This window comes from Arthrobacter sp. MMS18-M83 (assembly GCF_026683955.1).
In the GTDB taxonomy this organism is placed as follows: Bacteria; Actinomycetota; Actinomycetes; order Actinomycetales; family Micrococcaceae; genus Arthrobacter.
On sequence record NZ_CP113343.1, the window covers coordinates 839276 to 856413 of the forward strand.

At 65.2% G+C, this 17138-nt stretch carries 16 protein-coding genes; 4 read left to right on the forward strand and 12 right to left on the reverse strand.

Going from position 1 to position 17138, the window contains the following annotated elements; all coding sequences use genetic code 11:
* Positions 1–64: 64 nt before the first annotated feature.
* Genes OW521_RS03955 through truB form a run of 3 tightly spaced genes read right to left on the reverse strand, consistent with a single transcriptional unit; the run spans position 65 to position 1793 of the window.
* Entirely contained in the window at positions 65–514 is a 450-nt protein-coding gene (locus OW521_RS03955; protein WP_395801761.1) for a hypothetical protein, read from the reverse strand.
* 2 nt (positions 515–516) lie between these two features.
* Complete coding sequence (locus OW521_RS03960) at positions 517–870, reverse strand: hypothetical protein (protein WP_265978413.1); 354 nt, start codon at positions 868–870, stop codon at positions 517–519.
* 2 nt (positions 871–872) lie between these two features.
* On the reverse strand, positions 873–1793 hold the full coding sequence (gene truB, locus OW521_RS03965; protein WP_268023140.1) for a tRNA pseudouridine(55) synthase TruB: 921 nt from the start codon (positions 1791–1793) through the stop codon (positions 873–875).
* Between the two features lie 84 nt (positions 1794–1877).
* Here truB and OW521_RS03970 point away from each other — a divergent pair, with 84 nt between their 5' ends.
* The gene (locus tag OW521_RS03970) at positions 1878–3032 is read left to right on the forward strand and encodes a pyridoxal phosphate-dependent aminotransferase (protein ID WP_268023142.1); all 1155 of its coding nucleotides are present in this window, start codon (positions 1878–1880) and stop codon (positions 3030–3032) included.
* A 33-nt stretch (positions 3033–3065) separates the two neighbouring features.
* On the opposite strand, the gene OW521_RS03975 is transcribed toward OW521_RS03970, so the two are convergent.
* From OW521_RS03975 to rimP, 6 genes are all read right to left on the reverse strand, one after another.
* On the reverse strand, positions 3066–3551 hold the full coding sequence (locus OW521_RS03975) for a nucleoside deaminase (RefSeq protein ID WP_268023144.1): 486 nt from the start codon (positions 3549–3551) through the stop codon (positions 3066–3068).
* A 115-nt stretch (positions 3552–3666) separates the two neighbouring features.
* Positions 3667–4176, reverse strand: a complete 510-nt coding sequence (gene rbfA / locus OW521_RS03980; RefSeq protein ID WP_265978418.1) for a 30S ribosome-binding factor RbfA — start codon at positions 4174–4176, stop codon at positions 3667–3669.
* 311 nt (positions 4177–4487) lie between these two features.
* On the reverse strand, positions 4488–7358 hold the full coding sequence (gene infB / locus OW521_RS03985; protein WP_268023146.1) for a translation initiation factor IF-2: 2871 nt from the start codon (positions 7356–7358) through the stop codon (positions 4488–4490).
* Between the two features lie 196 nt (positions 7359–7554).
* On the reverse strand, positions 7555–7851 hold the full coding sequence (locus tag OW521_RS03990) for a YlxR family protein (protein ID WP_326494002.1): 297 nt from the start codon (positions 7849–7851) through the stop codon (positions 7555–7557).
* A 221-nt stretch (positions 7852–8072) separates the two neighbouring features.
* Positions 8073–9053 (reverse strand): transcription termination factor NusA, encoded by a 981-nt coding sequence (gene nusA / locus OW521_RS03995; protein WP_268023148.1) that lies wholly within the window; start codon positions 9051–9053, stop codon positions 8073–8075.
* On the reverse strand, positions 9053–9676 hold the full coding sequence (gene rimP / locus OW521_RS04000) for a ribosome maturation factor RimP (protein ID WP_268023150.1): 624 nt from the start codon (positions 9674–9676) through the stop codon (positions 9053–9055). The genes nusA and rimP overlap by 1 nt, the downstream gene beginning before the upstream one ends.
* A gap of 176 nt (positions 9677–9852) precedes the next feature.
* Between rimP and OW521_RS04005 the strand changes: the two genes are divergently transcribed.
* Genes OW521_RS04005 through OW521_RS04015 form a run of 3 tightly spaced genes read left to right on the forward strand, consistent with a single transcriptional unit; the run spans position 9853 to position 12833 of the window.
* Complete coding sequence (locus OW521_RS04005) at positions 9853–10995, forward strand: DUF4439 domain-containing protein (RefSeq protein WP_268023153.1); 1143 nt, start codon at positions 9853–9855, stop codon at positions 10993–10995.
* A 51-nt stretch (positions 10996–11046) separates the two neighbouring features.
* Complete coding sequence (locus tag OW521_RS04010; protein WP_268023155.1) at positions 11047–11775, forward strand: VIT1/CCC1 transporter family protein; 729 nt, start codon at positions 11047–11049, stop codon at positions 11773–11775.
* Positions 11776–11810: 35 nt separating this feature from the next.
* Complete coding sequence (locus OW521_RS04015; protein ID WP_268023157.1) at positions 11811–12833, forward strand: aminoglycoside phosphotransferase family protein; 1023 nt, start codon at positions 11811–11813, stop codon at positions 12831–12833.
* 57 nt (positions 12834–12890) lie between these two features.
* Here the strand turns inward: OW521_RS04015 and OW521_RS04020 are convergent, their stop codons facing one another.
* From OW521_RS04020 to OW521_RS04030, 3 genes are read right to left on the reverse strand one after another with little or no spacing between them, the layout of a single operon-like run.
* Entirely contained in the window at positions 12891–14276 is a 1386-nt protein-coding gene (locus OW521_RS04020) for a pyridoxal phosphate-dependent decarboxylase family protein (RefSeq protein WP_268023159.1), read from the reverse strand.
* A gap of 56 nt (positions 14277–14332) precedes the next feature.
* Entirely contained in the window at positions 14333–15130 is a 798-nt protein-coding gene (locus tag OW521_RS04025) for a sulfite exporter TauE/SafE family protein (RefSeq protein WP_268023161.1), read from the reverse strand.
* Entirely contained in the window at positions 15127–16938 is a 1812-nt protein-coding gene (locus OW521_RS04030; RefSeq protein WP_268023163.1) for a proline--tRNA ligase, read from the reverse strand. The genes OW521_RS04025 and OW521_RS04030 overlap by 4 nt, the downstream gene beginning before the upstream one ends.
* Positions 16939–17138: the final 200 nt, after the last annotated feature.

Consider the following 17138-nt stretch of genomic DNA (forward strand, 5'->3'; position numbering starts at 1 on the left):
CGGAATTCTCTAAGGTTACCTGCTGTCCCGGGCTCTCCTGCCCGGGAACCGAGGCCCGCCCGGCCTACTCCGGAAGCCGTGCCGGGCGTCGCCGGTAGAGCCAAAGCAGGCCCAGGACCGGCAGGATCAGCGGCACAAAGCCGTATCCGCGGCCGAACAAGGACCAGACGGTGTCGTGCGGGAAAGCCACCGGATCGAAAAGGCTGATGGCACCAACCACAATCACGCCGAGCATTTCCACGAGGACTGCCGCCAAGGACACCTTGAACCAGGTGCGGCCCGGCTTGGCGAGGGAGACCGTGGCCACGACGTACACCACAGCCGCGAAAGCCGAGAGGATGTGGGCCAAGGGAGCATCCGAGAACTTGGTCAGGATCTGGTATCCGGCACGGGCCGTCGCCGAGATCGCGAAAACCGCATAGACCGCAATCAGCAGCCTTCCCGGACCGGTGTTGCGGGTGTCCCGGTTCTTCTTCTGGGTGGTCTCAACAGTCACTTCGTGTGCTTCTTCCAATGTCAGTACCAGATCTGGTTCATGCGGGCCGCCATGACCAATGCGGTGACGCCCACGGCGCCCATGACGAAATTGCTCCAACGGGTCCGCTCCAGGATGGACCAATACACGGCCACGATGGGAAGCATGAGCGCGGTGATGATGTAGCCCCAGAACTCCCACGGCTCCCCCGCAATCTTTTCACCCATCGCCACGCGGATGATCGATCCGACAAGATACACCAGCAGGACAAGTTCGACGGCGGCAACGGACAGAATCGTAATGTCGTTAGGGGCCTTTTTCATCAGGCCCGCCACGACGCAGATGATCGTGGACAGCAGCCCGACGACGAGGACAGCGTAAAAGTATCCGTCCATGGCTAGTCTGCCTGCTTTTCGTTGTCCGGCGCGAACACCAGCACAGGCTTGGCGAAACTCCCCGCGTCGGCCAGCAACGCCACCAGTTCCCCTGACGGCGAGAACGCGGCAGCGGGGTTCTCGGCGGTGGCAGCCTCCGCCGTGCCCGCATTTGGCCCGGCGGCGATCCTGCGGCCAAAGGAAATCTCTGTGGTTTCGGCGTCGCTCAGCTCCCGGTTCGGCATGAGCGCGCGGGCAGCCGCAGACATTTCGAGGACTTCCAGTTCCTCGGCGAGCTGTTCGAGGGTGCGGGCCTGCTCAAGGGAGTATGGCCCCACTTGCGTGCGGCGCAGCGCCGTGAGGTGTCCGCCGACGCCGAGGGCCTCGCCAAGGTCGCGTGCCAAGGCACGGATGTACGTACCGGAGGAGCACTCAACGGTGACATCGACGTCCACTACCCTGCCGTCGTCGATCCTGCGGATGGTATGGATCTCGAAACGGTGGATGGTCACGGGCCGGGCGGCGAGCTTGACTTCTTCACCCGAACGGACGCGCGCGTAGGACCGTTCGCCGTTGACCTTGATTGCGCTGACGCTGCTGGGAACCTGCTGGATATCCCCGGTGAGCCGGGCGACGCCGGTATGGATGGATTCCTCAGTGACCCCGGCGGCACTGCGGCTCGCGGTGATGTCGCCTTCGGCGTCGTCGGTGATGGTGGATTCGCCGAGCCGGATGGTGGCGGAGTACGTCTTGGAGGTACCCACGATGTACGTCAACAATCGTGTTGCCTTGTTGATCCCCAGCACCAGGACACCGGTGGCCATGGGGTCCAAAGTTCCAGCGTGGCCTACTTTCCGGGTACCGGCCAGTCGCCGCATCCGTCCAACCACATCGTGGCTGGTCCATCCTTGCGGCTTGTCAACGATTACCAGTCCAGAAAGCACGCCTCCCAGTATATCCGCGCCAGGGCATGCATCCTGCGAGGCAGCGTCCCGGAACGGTGGGGCACCGCGGCTAAGATGGCTCCCATGCCAGAGCTTGCCGCGCACGTCCGCGAAGTCCCCGTGAACCAGATCCGCGAGATCACCGAGGCCGCTTGGGCGACTCCCGGGGCGATTGTCCTCAGCATCGGCGAGCCCGGCTTTGCGCTGCCCCGTCACATCCTGGACGCGGGGATCGCTTGCCTTGACAGGGACGAGACCAACTACACCCCCAATGCCGGGATCCCTGCCCTGCGGGAAGCCTTCGCCGACCGATTCCGCGCCCACAACAAGGTGGACGTCGGCACAGAGCGCGTGTACGTCGTGGACGGGGCCCAACAGGGCCTTCATTTCGCCATGAGCCTGCTCCTCTCCCCCGGCGACGAGATCCTGATTCCGAATCCTGGCTATCCCACCTTTGCCATGACTGGCCACCTGCTGAACGCCGTCCCGGTGCAGTACCCGCTCTACCCGGAGCACGAGTTCCAGCCGCGCATCGAGGACATCGAGGCACTGATCACGCCCCGGACCAAGGTGTTGGTCTTGAATTCGCCGTCCAATCCCTTGGGCGCGGTGATCGGCGCGGAAGTCACCCGTCAACTGGTGGAAATGGCCGTCAAACACGATCTCTGGATCATTTCGGATGAATGCTACGAAGCGTTCACGTTCGATGTTCCGCACACGAGTCCGGCCTGCTTCGACAGCACCGTCCCCGGCGAAGCGCGGGTCTTCACGTCCCTGACCCTGTCCAAAACCTACGGACTGACGGGACTGCGGATCGGGGCGCTCATTTGCCCTCCGGGCCTGGAGCGGAAGATGAACAACGTCATGGAGGCAATCGTTTCCTGCGTGGCTTCGCCATCCCAGTACGCCGCCGTCGCGGCGCTGACCGGCCCCCAGGACTATGTGGACACCGCCAGGGAGCACTACCGCTCCAACCGGGATGCCGCGTCAGCAGTGCTGGCGGAGAAGGGCATTCCCTTTCTGGGCGCCCAAGGAGCTTTCTACCTTTGGGCCGACGTCTCGCATGTGAGCGGCGGCGACGTGCGCGCCTGGGTGCGCGCGTTCCTCGCGGAGTTCGGAGTTGCCGTGGCGCCGGGTACCGCGTTCGGTTCCATCGGCGAGGGGTGGATCAGGATCGCGCTGTGCGGCGATCACCAGCAGTTGCTCGACGGCGTCAGACGGCTCCCGGCGCGGTCTTGAGGCCCGGCGGCTTGGCAGTTGGCGAAGTTGGGCTCAGTATTTGGTCCGGTTCTTGTGCCCGCGCCATGCATCGAAAGGAGCCTCCGATGCCGGAACCTCCGCGTGGTGGACGGGCATCAGTTCCGGGCGGATGCCGTTGAAGTACTCGTAGAAGACCGCGTCGTCGAAGCCAGCAGCCGCGGCCCCGTGCCGGTCCGCGGCAAAGTAGACCCGGCTTACCCGGCCCCATAAGGCCGCCGAGAGGCACAAGGGGCACGGTTCGCAGCTTGAATAGAGCACGGAGCCGCTGAGATCGAAGCTTCCAAGTTCCGACGCCGCCCGCCGGATCGCGACCACTTCGGCGTGCGCTGTGGGGTCGTTGTCGCGGGTGACCCGGTTGACGCCGTCATGGAGCCGTCCGTCCGGGGTGACCACGACGGCGCCGAAAGGCCCGCCGCCGTCGGCCACGTTTTGCACTGCGAGCCGCAGGGCGTATTCAAGGTAGTTCTCGGGACTCTGAGCTGCATCGTGCGCCGCCATGCTCCGATCTTAGCCATGGCCCATCAATTTGGCCCGGCTTTTCACGGTTAACAAGAAGGACCGGATCCGGCAGCCCTAAGAGCTGCGGATCCGGGCCCGCGAGGACGTCGGTGGACTACTTGCCGCCGTCTTCGTCGATGTCTTCATCGGCGCGGAGGTCGATGTCTTCTTCGTCAAAATCGTCTTCGTCGATGTCCGCATCCTGCGGGGCATCGCTCTTGTACGGATCTGCATCGCCAGCGTGCTTGGCTCCGGCGGCCAGCGCGGCCACCTCGGCGTCGCGCTCCTTGGCTGTGCGCAGCAGCTGCTCAAGGTTCGAAGCGTTGACCGGGATAAGGTCAGCGACGAACTCCAGCGTAGGAGTCAGGCGCACGGTAATATTGCGGCCCACTTCCTGACGCAAAACACCCTTGGCCTTCTCCAACGCCCTAACAGCATCGGAATGAGCGGCCTCGTCACCGAAGACGGTGTAATACACGGTGGCGTGCTGAAGATCGTTGGTGACGCGGGCATCCGTGATGGTGATGCCCTCAACCCGAGGATCCTTGATCCGCCGGCCCAGTGCCTCAGCAACAACAACCTTAATCCGCTGCGCCAACTTGGCAGCGCGTGCCGGATCAGCCATTTCTACTCCTAAATTTCGCGTACGACGGCGCGTTAGCAACTTGCGTACTTAAGTTCTGTATAGTGCGACTCGCCCAAGGCAAGTCACCGACGGACCGTGAGGTCCCACGGAGGCCCGTGGAGCCGATATGGGGGCCCGGGAGTGGCATCGGGCCTGCCGAAGCTGGGCGGCAAAGGATCGCAGATCCTTTGCCGCCCAGCGTAGGGGCGGGGCCCCCCTGTCGGCGGAACGGGCCGGGCGGGGCCTCCATATCGGCGGAACGGGCCGGGGCCGCCGGAAGAATCCAACGGCCCCGCCTCTATTTTCCGTGCTTAGACGCGCGGCTTTTCGCGCATCTCGAAGGTCTCGATGATGTCACCTTCGTTGATGTCGTTGTACGAGCCAAGACCGATACCACACTCGAAGTCCGTGCGGACCTCGGTGGCGTCGTCCTTGAAGCGCTTGAGCGTCTCAACGGTGAGGTTGTCGCCGATGACCTTGCCATCGCGGCTGACGCGTGCCTTCGTGTTACGGCGGATAATGCCCGAGCGGACGATGGAACCGGCGATGTTTCCGAACTTGGAAGAACGGAAGACTTCGCGGACCTCGGCGGTACCGAGCTGGACTTCCTCGTACTCCGGCTTGAGCATGCCCTTGAGGGCCAGCTCGATGTCATCGATTGCCGAGTAGATGACGGAGTAGAAGCGCATGTCCACGCCTTCACGATCGGCAAGGTCGGCCACACGCTCGGCGGGCTTGACGTTGAAGCCGATGATGATGGCGTTGTCCACCGTGGCGAGGTTGACGTCGTTCTGCGTGATGGCACCCACACCGCGGTGGATGACCCGCAGCTGAACGTCTTCGTCGCCGACGTCGATCTTGAGCAGGGCGTCTTCGAGGGCTTCGACGGCACCGGAAACGTCACCCTTGAGGATGAGGTTGAGGGTGTCGATCTTGCCTTCGGCCACAGCCTTGTCGAAGTCCTCGAGGCTGATGCGCTTGCGGCGCTTGGCCAGTGCCGCGTTGCGGTCGGCTGCTTCACGCTTTTCAGCGATCTGGCGGGCCGTACGCTCGTCGGAGGTCACCAGGAAGGTGTCACCTGCACGCGGTACGTTGGACAGGCCCAGGACCTGGACCGGACGGGACGGAAGCGCGATGTCGAGGGCGTTGCCGTCTTCATCGAACATGGCACGGACGCGGCCGTGGGCCGTACCGGCCACGATCGTGTCACCGACGGCCAGGGTACCGGACTGGACCAGGACGGTGGCCACGGAACCGCGGCCCTTGTCCAGGTTCGCTTCGATGGCAATGCCTCGAGCGTCCTTGTCCGGGTTGGCGCGCAGGTCCAGGGCGGCGTCTGCGGTCAGCAGGACGGCGTCGATCAGTTCGTCGATGTTGATGTTCTGGCGGGCAGAAACCTCAACGAACATGGTGTCGCCACCGTATTCTTCGGGAACCAGACCGTACTCGGTGAGCTGGCCCTTGACCTTGTCCGGGTTCGCACCTTCCTTGTCGATCTTGTTCACCGCGACGACGATCGGCACGTTGGCTGCCTGTGCGTGGTTGAGTGCTTCCACCGTCTGCGGCATGACGCCGTCGTCGGCTGCGACAACCAGGATGGCGATGTCGGTGACCTTGGCACCACGGGCACGCATGGCGGTGAACGCCTCGTGGCCGGGGGTGTCAATGAAGGTGATGTCGCGCGGAGTGCCTTCGTGGATGTGGCTGATCTGGTAGGCACCGATGTGCTGCGTGATGCCGCCGTGTTCGCCTGCAACCACGTTGGTCTTCCGGATGGCGTCGAGCAGTCGGGTCTTACCGTGGTCAACGTGACCCATGACGGTGACAACCGGGGGACGCGGTTCGAGGACGTCGTCGCCTTCGGCTTCCAGCTCGGCATCGAGGTCGATGTCGAAGGAGTCGAGGAGCTCGCGCTCTTCGTCCTCCGGAGAGACAACCTGGACCTTGTAGCCGAGTTCAGCGCCGAGCAGGCCGAAGGTGTCCTCGTCCAGCGACTGCGTAGCCGTTGCCATTTCACCAAGGTGGAACAGCACGGTCACCAGTGCGGCGGGGTTCGCCTCGATCTTGTCGGCAAAGTCCGTGATGGACGAGCCGCGACGGAGCCGGACCACGGTGTTGCCGTCGCCACGGGGTACGGATACCCCACCCAGCGACGGAGCACTCATCTGCTCAAGTTCCTGACGCTTTGCACGCTTCGACTTGCGCTGCTTGCCGCGTCCTGCGCCACCCTTGCCGAAGGCACCCTGGGTGCCGCCGCGTCCGCGGCCGCCCTTGCCGAAGCCACCGCCGGCGGGAGCTCCGCCACCAGTGCCAGCGCCAGGAGCGCCACCCGGGCGGCCGGGGCCGCCACCGGGACGGCCTGCGCCACCCGGACGGCCTGCGCCACCGGGAGCGGGACGCTCGGTACGGTTGGGCATCATGCCCGGAGTGGGACGGTTTCCTGGAGGTCCGCCTGCGGGACGCGGTGCACCCGGACGGGGAGCACCGGGGCGCGGTGCACCCGGACGCGGTCCACCGGCACCGGCTGCGGGACGGGGACCGCCTGCACCGGCTGCGGGACGAGGACCGCCTGCGCCGGCCGCGGGACGCGGACCACCGGGACGTTCGCCTTCAGTGCGAGCGCCACGGGGCATACCCTGCGAAGCCGCAAAGGGGTTGTTGCCCGGACGAGGCGGACGCTCGCCGTCGCCACGGCCGCGGGGCATGCCCTGCGAAGTCGCGAACGGGTTGTTGCCCGGACGGGGACCGCCGGGACGCGGAGCCTGGCCACCGGAACGTGCCGGGGCCGGAGCTTCGGCCTTGGGCGCCGGACGGGCGCCCGGCTTGGCGAAAACAGGGCTAGCGGGAGCTGCGGGAGCCGCAGGCGCTGCCGGGGCGGGGGTCTCAGCCTTGGGAGCCGGAACCGGAGCCTTGGGCGCTGCAGGGCCCGGAGCCGGGCGGGATGCTGCGGGTGCAGCAGGGGCAGCGGGTGCCTTGGGGGCTGCAACGGAAGCCGTTGCAGAGGCAGCGGCCTTTGCAGCGCCGGCACCCGGGTAGGCGTCGCGAAGCTTCTTCACGACGGGGGCCTCAATTGTCGAAGAGGCGGAGCGAACGAATTCGCCCAATTCCTGCAGTTTTGTCACTGCATCTTTGGAAGTAATACCGAGCTCTTTAGCGAGCTCATGTACGCGGACCTTGGCCACATTTCTCCTGTCTCGGTCCGCACCGAGCCAGGCACGAACCGTCTACTTCTTACTGCGGGCCCCAGCCGCGAACGCGGCGGAAAGGCCCTGTGCTGAGCGCAACAAAGTTGTCATCGTTGCGCACTCATCGCTGGGAACTCATCGGGTTTCCATCAGTTTTCTGACCCGCTTTCAGGTTTGGACGGTTTTCCTGCTTTCACGGGGTGTCCGCAGGGGGTATGACTGCCGCCAGGTAGCGTTCGACGGCGGTGACTTCACTTGCGCCCGCGAGGGCCCTTGCGAAAGCACGCCGTTTGGTTGCCAGCGCCAGGCATGTGTTGCTGGGGTGCAGCCACGCACCCCGGCCAGCCATCCGGCGTCGTTCATCCACCAGGACGACGGGTGACCCGCCGCCTTCGGCGACGAGCCGGATCAACTCACTCCGGCTGCCTTGTTTCCGGCATCCGATGCAGGTACGCACAGGCTCGCGCCTGGTGTGAAGCAGTTCAGCCACTGGGTGTATCAACCTGCCTCAGTGCCTTTTCCTGCCTTTGCGGTTCTGCTTTCCTTGGCGCTCGCCCATGCCTTGTTGAGATTGTTGCCTCCACAAGTCACGAGCACGCCAAAGCGCACGGACACCGGACATAGGCCCGGTTCCATCCAGTCTAAGCCCCCGGGGGCCCGGCCACCGAATCCAAGGCGCAAGGATCCGGGGGCGGGCGCCCCTGGGCCGGTTTAGTTGCCCTTGGCCGGCGCGGCGTCGGAGACGATGTCGATGCGCCAGCCGGTGAGCTTGGCGGCAAGGCGGGCGTTCTGGCCTTCTTTGCCGATGGCAAGGGACAGTTGATAGTCGGGAACAACGACGCGTGCGGACCGAGTGGCCTCGTCGGTGATAGTGACCGAATTCACGCGCGACGGCGAGAGGGAGTTGGCGATGAACGTCGCCGGATCGTCGCTGAAGTCGACAATGTCGATCTTTTCGTCGTTGAGTTCGGTCATGACTGCGCGCACGCGCGAGCCCATTTCACCAATGCAAGCGCCCTTGGCGTTGATGCCGGGGGTGTTCGCCTTGACAGCCATCTTGGTCCGGTGCCCGGCCTCGCGCGCCAGGGCGACAATCTCGACCGAACGGTCCGCGATTTCCGGTACTTCCAGTTCGAAAAGCTTCCGGACGAGGCCCGGGTGTGAACGCGAGAGCGTGATGGAAGGTCCCTTGGCGCCGCGGTGGACATCCACCACAAAGGCGCGCAGGCGGTTGCCGTGGGTGTACTTCTCCCCCGGCACCTGCTCGGGCGGCGGTAGCAAGGCTTCCACGGAACCGAGGTTCACCTGGATCATGTGCGGGTTGGTGCCCTGCTGGATCAGGCCAGCGACCAGTTCACCTTCACGGCCCTTGAATTCGCCCAGGACATTGTCGTCCTCAACATCGCGCAACCGCTGCAGGATGATTTGCCGTGCCGTGCTCGCCGCGATGCGGCCGAACCCCGCAGGGGTGTCCTCGAACTCGCCGATGGCTTCGCCGTCGTCGTCGATTTCCGTAGCCCAAATGGTCACGTGTCCGCTCTTGCGGTCAAGTTCTGCGCGGGCCTTCTCGAAAGCGCCCGGCGTCTTGTGATATGCCACCAGAAGCGCCTGCTCGATGGTGGGGATCAGGAGGTCCAGCGGGATTTCACGCTCACGCTCCAGGAGTCTCAGCGCACTCATGTCAATATCCATTAGGCCTCCTCGGAAGGTCCGTTGTGCTCGTCTTCCAGCCCGGCCTCGTGGAGGTGGCTGAACTCTATCTCGACTTTTCCTTGGCGGATCCTGTCGAAAGGAATCTTCACGGGGTCACCCTGTTTGGGCTTCATCCCCTTCTTGACCTCTTGCTCTGGAACCAGCGTGACGCCGTCGTCGTCGACGGACTGGATCCGGCCCGTCAGGTTGTCGCCCTGGATCACGTTGACCTTGGCCATGCGTCCGCGGGCGCGGTGCCAGTGGCGTGGTTCCGTGAGCGGCCGTCCGACGCCGGGCGAGGAGACCTCGAGGTCGTAGGGGCGGGCGTCAGTATTGGGATCGTTGTCCAGAATGTCCGAAAGGGCCCTGGAGATGTCCGCGATGACGTCCAGGCTGACGCCCCCGGTCTCTTCCTGGGGCAGGTCGATGACCACGTGGACTACCCGATGGGAACCGGCAACCTGGATGGCAACATCCTCAAGGTAGAGCCGGCTTGCCTGGACTGCAGGCTCAAGAAGGGCCCTCAGCCTGCTCTCCTCCGGGTTGCGGACCTCGTGTTGTGGTGGATTCGTCGGATCCATTCCAGCCTGGTCTGTTGAAGTCGTGGCTTCCGAATGACTCACTGGCCAGCCGCCTCCCGATAGATGATGTTGTGACTACTAGCTTAACGATATTTGCGGCGCCGTGGTGCACGGGGCGGTGCGATCGCGCTGATAGCCCCCGAAAATGGGTGGTCACCCGGTGCCCGCCCAGGCGTACTGGCATCAGATTGCCCGCGAGCGTGACACCATGGTCTGTTGTGAACCACGAGACTGCTGAAAAACCACGAAGCCACGGCTGGACGAGAGCCCTTCTTCTGGCTTTGCTGGCAGTCCTCGTGGTGGGAGTCGGAGCCGTGCTCGTTCCCAGCGAAGCCGGAAAACCGCGAGCGGTCCCGTTTTCCGAAACCGCCCGTTCCGAAGCCCTCTCCGCGACCGAGGCGCTCCTGGGAAGCGCATCCCTGCTGGAGGGCACGACGGCGGGTGGCGCCGCGGCGGGCGAGGCGTCCGTTGGGAGTGGACTGGCGGATTCTGTGACGTTGCTGACAAGTCAGGCGCGGGCCTTGCTGCCCGCTTCCGGACAGCAAGCGTCGTCGACTTCCCGCACACCTGGTGGCGCGTCCCCTAAACCAGCGTCCCCAGGTTCCGCATCCCCAAGTCCCGCTGCCACCCCGGACACCACGACTCGGACCGCTTTCGTCTCAGCACTCTCCTCGAGCGCTTCCCGTCGCTTGGCGGACGCCGCACAGGCCGACGGCGGCACGGCACGGCTGCTTGCCGCCGTCGGGACCTCCCAACTGCTCGAGGCATCCAGGCTGGCCACAATCTGGGGTCTGCCGGTACCGGAGGCCACCGTCGGGGCGACTCCCGCCCCGACACCGGCCGCGGGCTGCCCCGCTTTGCCCGGAATGTCAGCTACAGCGGTACCGACACCCGGGACATCTTCCTCCCGGGCCGATCTCCCCGCTGCCGTTGCCGCCGTCGTCAGCTCCGAACAAGAGGCGATCTACGCCTACCAGGTGGCCCTGACCAAGCTGGACGCGAAGGCATCTGCGACCGCTGCCAGGTGGCTGGCCCGCCATCAAGAGCTGCTCCGCGGAGCGGAAGCCCTAGGCAGGCTGCACTGCGCTGCCACCCCGCCGCGGGAAGCCGGCTACCGCCTGCCTGCCAGCTTCGCCGCGAAACCCGGGGCCGCGCTGGGAGGCATGGAGGCCAGCTCACTGACCGCTTATGCCGACCTCGTGGCGTTGTCAGAGGGTGAGACGCGGCAATGGGCCATCGACGGACTGGTCGATGCCGCCAAGCGCAGCCAGGCTTGGGGAACTCCTGTTGGACCTTTCCCAGGACTTTCGATTGATAGCGCCGCCTTGCCTTCGCTTCCATCGAGCACTCCGGCTCCGTAGGAAAGCCTTTCTTTGCTGGCGGCTGCGGCCCCCAAGTGCTTGGCTTGTTCCATGGCTTCTACAGAAACTGCAGCCCTGCACGACAACGAACCACACGACAACGACCTCGCCCACCGGCTCAACTGGCTCCGGGCGGGCGTCCTTGGCGCCAACGACGGAATCGTCTCCGTTGCCGCGATCGTGGTTGGCGTCGCGGGGGCAACGACCAGCACCGGCGCCATCCTCGCGGCCGGCGCAGCCGGACTCGTAGGCGGCGCAGTGTCCATGGCACTGGGCGAGTACGTGTCCGTCAGCAGCCAAAGCGACAGTCAGAAGGCACTCATTGAGAAGGAGCGCCGGGAGCTGGCCGAGCAGCCTGACGAGGAGCTTGCCGAACTCACTGCGATCTACGAAGCCAAGGGCCTGCAGCCCGAAACCGCGCGGAAAGTGGCCGTCGAGTTGACGGAGCACGACGCCTTGGCCGCCCACCTTTCCGCGGAACTGAACATCGACGAAGACGACATCGTCAGCCCATGGCATGCGGCCTTCGCCTCGGCGATTGCCTTCACTTTGGGCGCGGTGCTGCCCCTGCTCGCGATCTTGCTCCCGCCCCCGGGGCTGCGTGTGCCACTGACCTTCATTTCCGTCTTGCTCGCGCTGGCAATTACAGGAGGCCTCGGAGCCTGGATCGGTGGCAGCTCGAAGACCCGGGCCGCCGTGCGCGTCGTCATCGGCGGGGCCCTTGCCCTCGCCGCGACGTTCTTCATCGGAAGCCTCCTGGGCTCTACCGGAGTGGTCTGAACCGCTCCAGGACCGGCTTGGGTAGGCTGGCGGTGATGACTACCTTCGTTTCCATCCCTGGCGATCTCCAGGCTCGCTACTCCCGAACAGCGGAGGGGCGGGCATGGCTCTCAGGGCTGCCCGGATTGATCAACAGCAGCTTGGAGCGTTGGCAGTTGTCCGTTGACCTGGAACCCGGGGTGGAACCATGGAACGGCCACGGCGGCATCGTCATTCCGGTCATCTACAACGGCGCCCGTTCGGTGCTCAAAATAGCGTTCCCGCACGCGGAGGCACTTGTTGAACGGCACGCGCTGGCCCTCTGGGGCGGTACCGGGGCGGTAAAGCTGCACGACGCCGATGCGGCGTCCTGCGCGATGGTACTGGAGCGGCTCGACGCTGACCGCTGGCTGTACAGCGCCCCGATGGACGAAGCCCGCGACGTCTGGGGAACGCTCCTGAGGGAACTCAGCATCGAACCGGACGAGCGGCCCGAGTGGAAAGCGTTCGAGCACATCGCCGCACGGGCCGAGCGTTGGAGCGATGAGTTGCCCGCGGACTGGGAGCAACTCGGCCAACCCTTCCCCCGCTGGCTCCTGGAAGCCGCGCTTGAGGTGTGCCAGACGCGGGGCGCTGTTGGACGCCGCGCAGGCAGGGACGTCCTGGTGCATTGCGATCTGCATTTCATGAACATCCTCCCGCATCCCGACAGCCACCAGTCCGTCAGGAAACGCAGATACGTAGCCATCGATCCCCAGCCGATGGTCGGGGAGGCAGAGTTCGCCGTCGCCCCGATCCTGTGGAACCGTATCCGGGATCTCTCCAGAACGGCTCCGGAACTTGCGCTCCTTGAGCGCTGCGCAGATTTCAGCAGCGCGGCGGGCTTGGACGGCGAAGCAGCCCGGGAATGGAGCCTGGTCCGCGAGGTCGAAAACGCCCTGTGGTATGCCGGAAAGCCACGGCATGAAGGCGATCTGGCCCGCTCCTTGTGGGTTGCCAGCACCCTCGCGGGGCGGCCCCTCGACGGGCTACCCGCCGCGCACGACCTGCCCGAACCAGGCCTGGCTGGATCCGATTAGGGTCTTGCGGCTCATGAGGGCTCTGGGCAAAGAGGGCTCTGCGCCAAACCACCGCGCTCAGGCTGTTGCCTCCAACGCATTCTCGATGGCTTGCACGGCAATATCCAGGTCCGCCGAATCCGTGGACCAGTTGGTGACCGAAACGCGCAGGATGTCCCGGCCTTTCCATCGCGAACCGGACATCCAGACTCTCCCGTCGGCCATGATGAAGTCCGTGACGGCCCGAGTCCTCTCGTCTGAACCGAAGGCCAGGGACAATTGCGTGAACACGACGTCGTTGAGCACTTCCACGCCCGGCATTTCCGCAAGCCGCCGGGCCAACTCCGCAGCACATTCCGCACGTCCTGCGACAAGCTGCCGCACGCCGTCGCCACCCAAGGAACGCAATGTCGCCCACACCGGCACTCCCCTGGCCCGGCGGGAAAGCTCGGGGACTTTTTCCATGGGGTCTCCGGGGCCGTGATCGTCCTGGATGAGGTATTCGGCGTGCATGCCGATGGCCGATCGAAGGGCGGCAACGTCGCGCACCACCACAATTCCGGCGTCGTAGGGCACGTTGAGGGTCTTGTGGGCATCGGTCCCCCAGGAGTCAGCCAACTCAACCCCCTCGACCAGGTGCCGTAGTCCAGGTACGGCCGCTGCCCACAGGCCGAAGGCGCCGTCAACGTGGACCCACGCGCCGTACTCCTTGGAAACCGAGATCGCCTCGGGGAAAGGATCGAAGGCTCCCGAGTGGAGGTTTCCGGCTTGGAGGCACACAATCGCGGGACCGGAGCCGGCCTCCAGCGCGGCCCTGAGCGCGGCAGGATCGATCCGTCCTTGGCCGTCGGCGCGGACAACTTCAGGAGTCCCCAATCCCAGGAAGCGCAATGCCATGTCGAGGCTCTCGTGCCGCTCGGCTCCTACGAGGACCCGCAGTTTCGGTGCGCCTTGGAGTCCTCCGACATTGATGTCCCACCCGGCTGTGGTCAGCTGGCGCCAGCGGGCCGCGGCGAGTGCCGTGAAATTGGCCATGCTCGCCCCGGTGGCGAATCCGACGTCGGACCCTTCCGGAAGGCCGAGCAGTTCTAGCAGCCAGTGCCCGGCGGCCTCCTCGATTCCGGCTGTGGCGGGTGTGGCGAAACGCAGCCCGGTGTTCTGGTCCCAGGCGGAGACCATCCAGTCCGCCGCCATGGCCGCCGGAACCGTACCGCCGATGACCCAACCGAAAAAGCGCCCCGACTGCATCGCCATGAGCCCCGGTTCGGCGTGCTCGGCGAGGAAATCGATGACCGCGGCCGGGTCCAGTCCACTGGCGGGAAGGGGGCCGCCGAAGATCGCGGTGACGTCATCGGCGGTGTTGCTTGGCCGCACGGGCCTCCCAGGCAGGGCCCTCAACCACTCCCGGGTGTGCTCCCATGCACGTTCGAGAGCCTGCTCATACCCGCTGGAATCGACCCACATGAGTGCATGCTACGCCCGAGGCTTCCCTCCGGCCATCGCTGGCGACATCCGGGGCGCTACTTGGCGAAGTTGTCGTTCCAGACGTCCATGCCGAGTTTGATGATCAACGCGCCGACAACGATCAGGAACACGATCCGCACAAAGGCGCTGCCCTGTTTCGCGGCGGTCCGGGCTCCCAGGTAGCCGCCGGCCATGTTGGACAGGCCGAGCACAGCGCCAACGCCCCACAGCAACGATCCGTGCGGCAGGAAGAACAACAGGGCACCGGCGTTCGTGGCCATGTTGACGATCTTCGCCTTGGCGCTGGCCTCCAGGAAGGCATAGCCCATGGCGGAGACGAGGGCGATAACAAGGAACGAGCCTGTTCCGGGACCGATCAGGCCGTCGTAGAAACCGATCACTGCACCGATGGCGCAGGCCACGACGTAGTGCGTGTGGCCGTCATGACGCAGCGCTGTCAACTCGCCCGCATTGGGCCGCAGCGCCGTGAAGAGAGCGACGGCGATCAGCGCCACCACGATGATGGGTTTGAAGACACTCGAGGGAAGGTTGGCCGCCAGGACGGCTCCGCCGAAGCTGCCGGCGAGGGCAATCACCGCCATGGGTATGGCCGTCTTGAGGTCAGGGCCAACCCTGCGGTAATAGGTGACGGCACTGGTTGTTGTGCCGAAGATGGAGCCCATCTTGTTGGTGGCCAACGCCTGGACCGGGGTGATCCCTGGAACCAGGAGCAAGGCGGGGAGCTGGATCAGTCCCCCGCCACCCACCACTGCGTCTATCCAACCGGCTGCGAATCCAGCCACCACGATCATGATGAGCGTGGTGAGCTGAACCGACTCGAAGCCGGAGATCACTTCTGGCGTACGGCGTTGACCACGTAGTCGGCAGCCTTCTCGACCGCCACGTTTTCGGCCTCACCGGTGCGACGGTCCTTGATCTCCACAACACCGTCCACCAAGCCACGGCCGACTGCCACGATGGTGGGTACGCCCACGAGCTCCGCGTCACCGAACTTCACGCCTGGGGAAACCTTGGGGCGGTCGTCGTAAATCACGTCGAGGCCGGCAGCCTCGAGTTCGGCCGAGAGCTTCTCGGCTGCTGCGAAGATTTCCTCACCGCGTCCGACGGCGACCACGTGGACGTCCGCCGGGGCTACCGAGCGCGGCCAGATCAAGCCACGGTCGTCGTTGTTGGCCTCGGCCAGCGCAGCCACGGCACGGGTCACGCCGACACCATAGGAGCCCATGGTGACCACCACCTGCTTGCCGTTCTGGTCCAGGACTTTCAGGTCCAGCGCCTCGGCGTACTTGCGGCCGAGCTGGAAGATGTGTCCCATTTCGATGCCGCGTGCGGTCTCCAGGGGGCCGGAGCCGTCCGGAGCTTCGTCTCCGGCGCGGACTTCGGTGCATTCGATGACCCCGTCCCAGGTGAAGTCGCGGCCGGCCACGAGACCGAAGACGTGCTTCCCGTCCTTGTTCGCTCCGGTGACCCAGCTGGTGCCGGAGACGATCCGAGGATCCACCAGGAAGAGCAGCTTGGACGTGCCTTCGAGTCCCAGTACGGCTTCGCCGAGCGCCGGTCCGGGGCCGATGTAGCCCTTGACGAGTTCCGGGATCTTCTTGAGGTCTTCCTCGTTGGCCGCTTCCAGTCCGATCTCTCCGGCGATAGGCAGGAAGGAACCGATATTGGCTTCGACGCGCTTGAGGTCCACGGCGCGGTCGCCGGGAACACCGATGACCACAATCTGGCGCTCGCCGGTGGGCAGCGTCACGGCGAGGACCACGTTCTTGAGGGTGTCCGCGGCAGTCCAGGCGCCGCCGTCGGAATCGCTGCGGGGAGCGAGCTGGTTGGCAGCTGTTACGAGGGTTTCGATGGTGGGTGTGTCCGGAGTGTCCAGGACGCGTGCAGCGGGGGCGTTGCTGAAGTCGATCTCTGGCGGGGCCACCGTGGTCACAGCTTCGACGTTGGCCGCGTAACCGCCGGCCGAGCGCACGAAGGTGTCCTCGCCGATCTCGGTCGGGTGCAGGAATTCCTCGCTTTTGGATCCGCCCATGGCGCCGGCCGTCGCGGCAACAGGGATCACCTCGAGTCCAAGGCGCTCGAAGATTTTCAGGTACGCCCCGCGGTGGGCGGCGTAGCTGGCGTCCAGGCCGGCGTCGTCGACGTCGAAGGAGTAGGAGTCCTTCATGATGAATTCACGGCCTCGGAGGAGGCCTGCCCGGGGGCGTGCTTCGTCGCGGTACTTGTTCTGGATCTGGTACAGGCTCAACGGCAGGTCCTTGTACGAGGAGTACAAGTCCTTGACCAGGAGGGTGAACATTTCCTCGTGCGTGGGGGCGAGCAGGTAGTCGGCACCCTTGCGGTCCTGGAGGCGGAACAGCCCCTCGCCGTATTCGGTCCAGCGGTTGGTGGCTTCGTACGGTTCGCGCGGCAGCAGCGCCGGGAAGTGGACTTCCTGGGCGCCAATGGCTGCCATTTCCTCGCGGATGATTGCCTCGACCTTGCGCAGGACGCTCAATCCCAAAGGCAGCCACGTGTAGATGCCCGGTGCGGCCCGGCGGATGTAGCCGGCGCGGACAAGAAGCCTATGGCTGGCGACTTCGGCGTCGACGGGATCTTCACGCAGGGTGCGCAGGAATAGCTGGGAGAGGCGAAGGACCACGGGTCAGAATCCGTTTCTATGGCAAGAGCTGGCAAAATCTACTGCGTACTAATCTACCGGCTTACAGCCGGGCCACTCGCCCGGCCCCTCCCCCGGGTCCCTTCCCGAAATCAGAATCCTGCCCAACGCAGATGAGCCACGCCATGGTGGGTGGAAGCCCCTGGCCGCTGGGCGGCTGGTCATCCTGCCATGGCGTGGCT

Excerpts from the sequence above, each read along its gene's own strand:
- OW521_RS03975 (WP_268023144.1), bottom strand. The coding sequence starts at position 3,551 with ATGGCGGCGCACGATGCAGCTCAGAGTCCCGAGAACTACCTTGAATAC.
- OW521_RS04015 (WP_268023157.1), top strand. The coding sequence starts at position 11,811 with ATGACTACCTTCGTTTCCATCCCTGGCGATCTCCAGGCTCGCTACTCC.
- OW521_RS04020 (WP_268023159.1), bottom strand. The coding sequence starts at position 14,276 with ATGTGGGTCGATTCCAGCGGGTATGAGCAGGCTCTCGAACGTGCATGG.
- rbfA (WP_265978418.1), bottom strand. The coding sequence starts at position 4,176 with ATGGCTGATCCGGCACGCGCTGCCAAGTTGGCGCAGCGGATTAAGGTT.
- nusA (WP_268023148.1), bottom strand. The coding sequence starts at position 9,053 with ATGGATATTGACATGAGTGCGCTGAGACTCCTGGAGCGTGAGCGTGAA.
- OW521_RS03970 (WP_268023142.1), top strand. The coding sequence starts at position 1,878 with ATGCCAGAGCTTGCCGCGCACGTCCGCGAAGTCCCCGTGAACCAGATC.
- OW521_RS03960 (WP_265978413.1), bottom strand. The coding sequence starts at position 870 with ATGGACGGATACTTTTACGCTGTCCTCGTCGTCGGGCTGCTGTCCACG.
- OW521_RS04010 (WP_268023155.1), top strand. The coding sequence starts at position 11,047 with ATGGCTTCTACAGAAACTGCAGCCCTGCACGACAACGAACCACACGAC.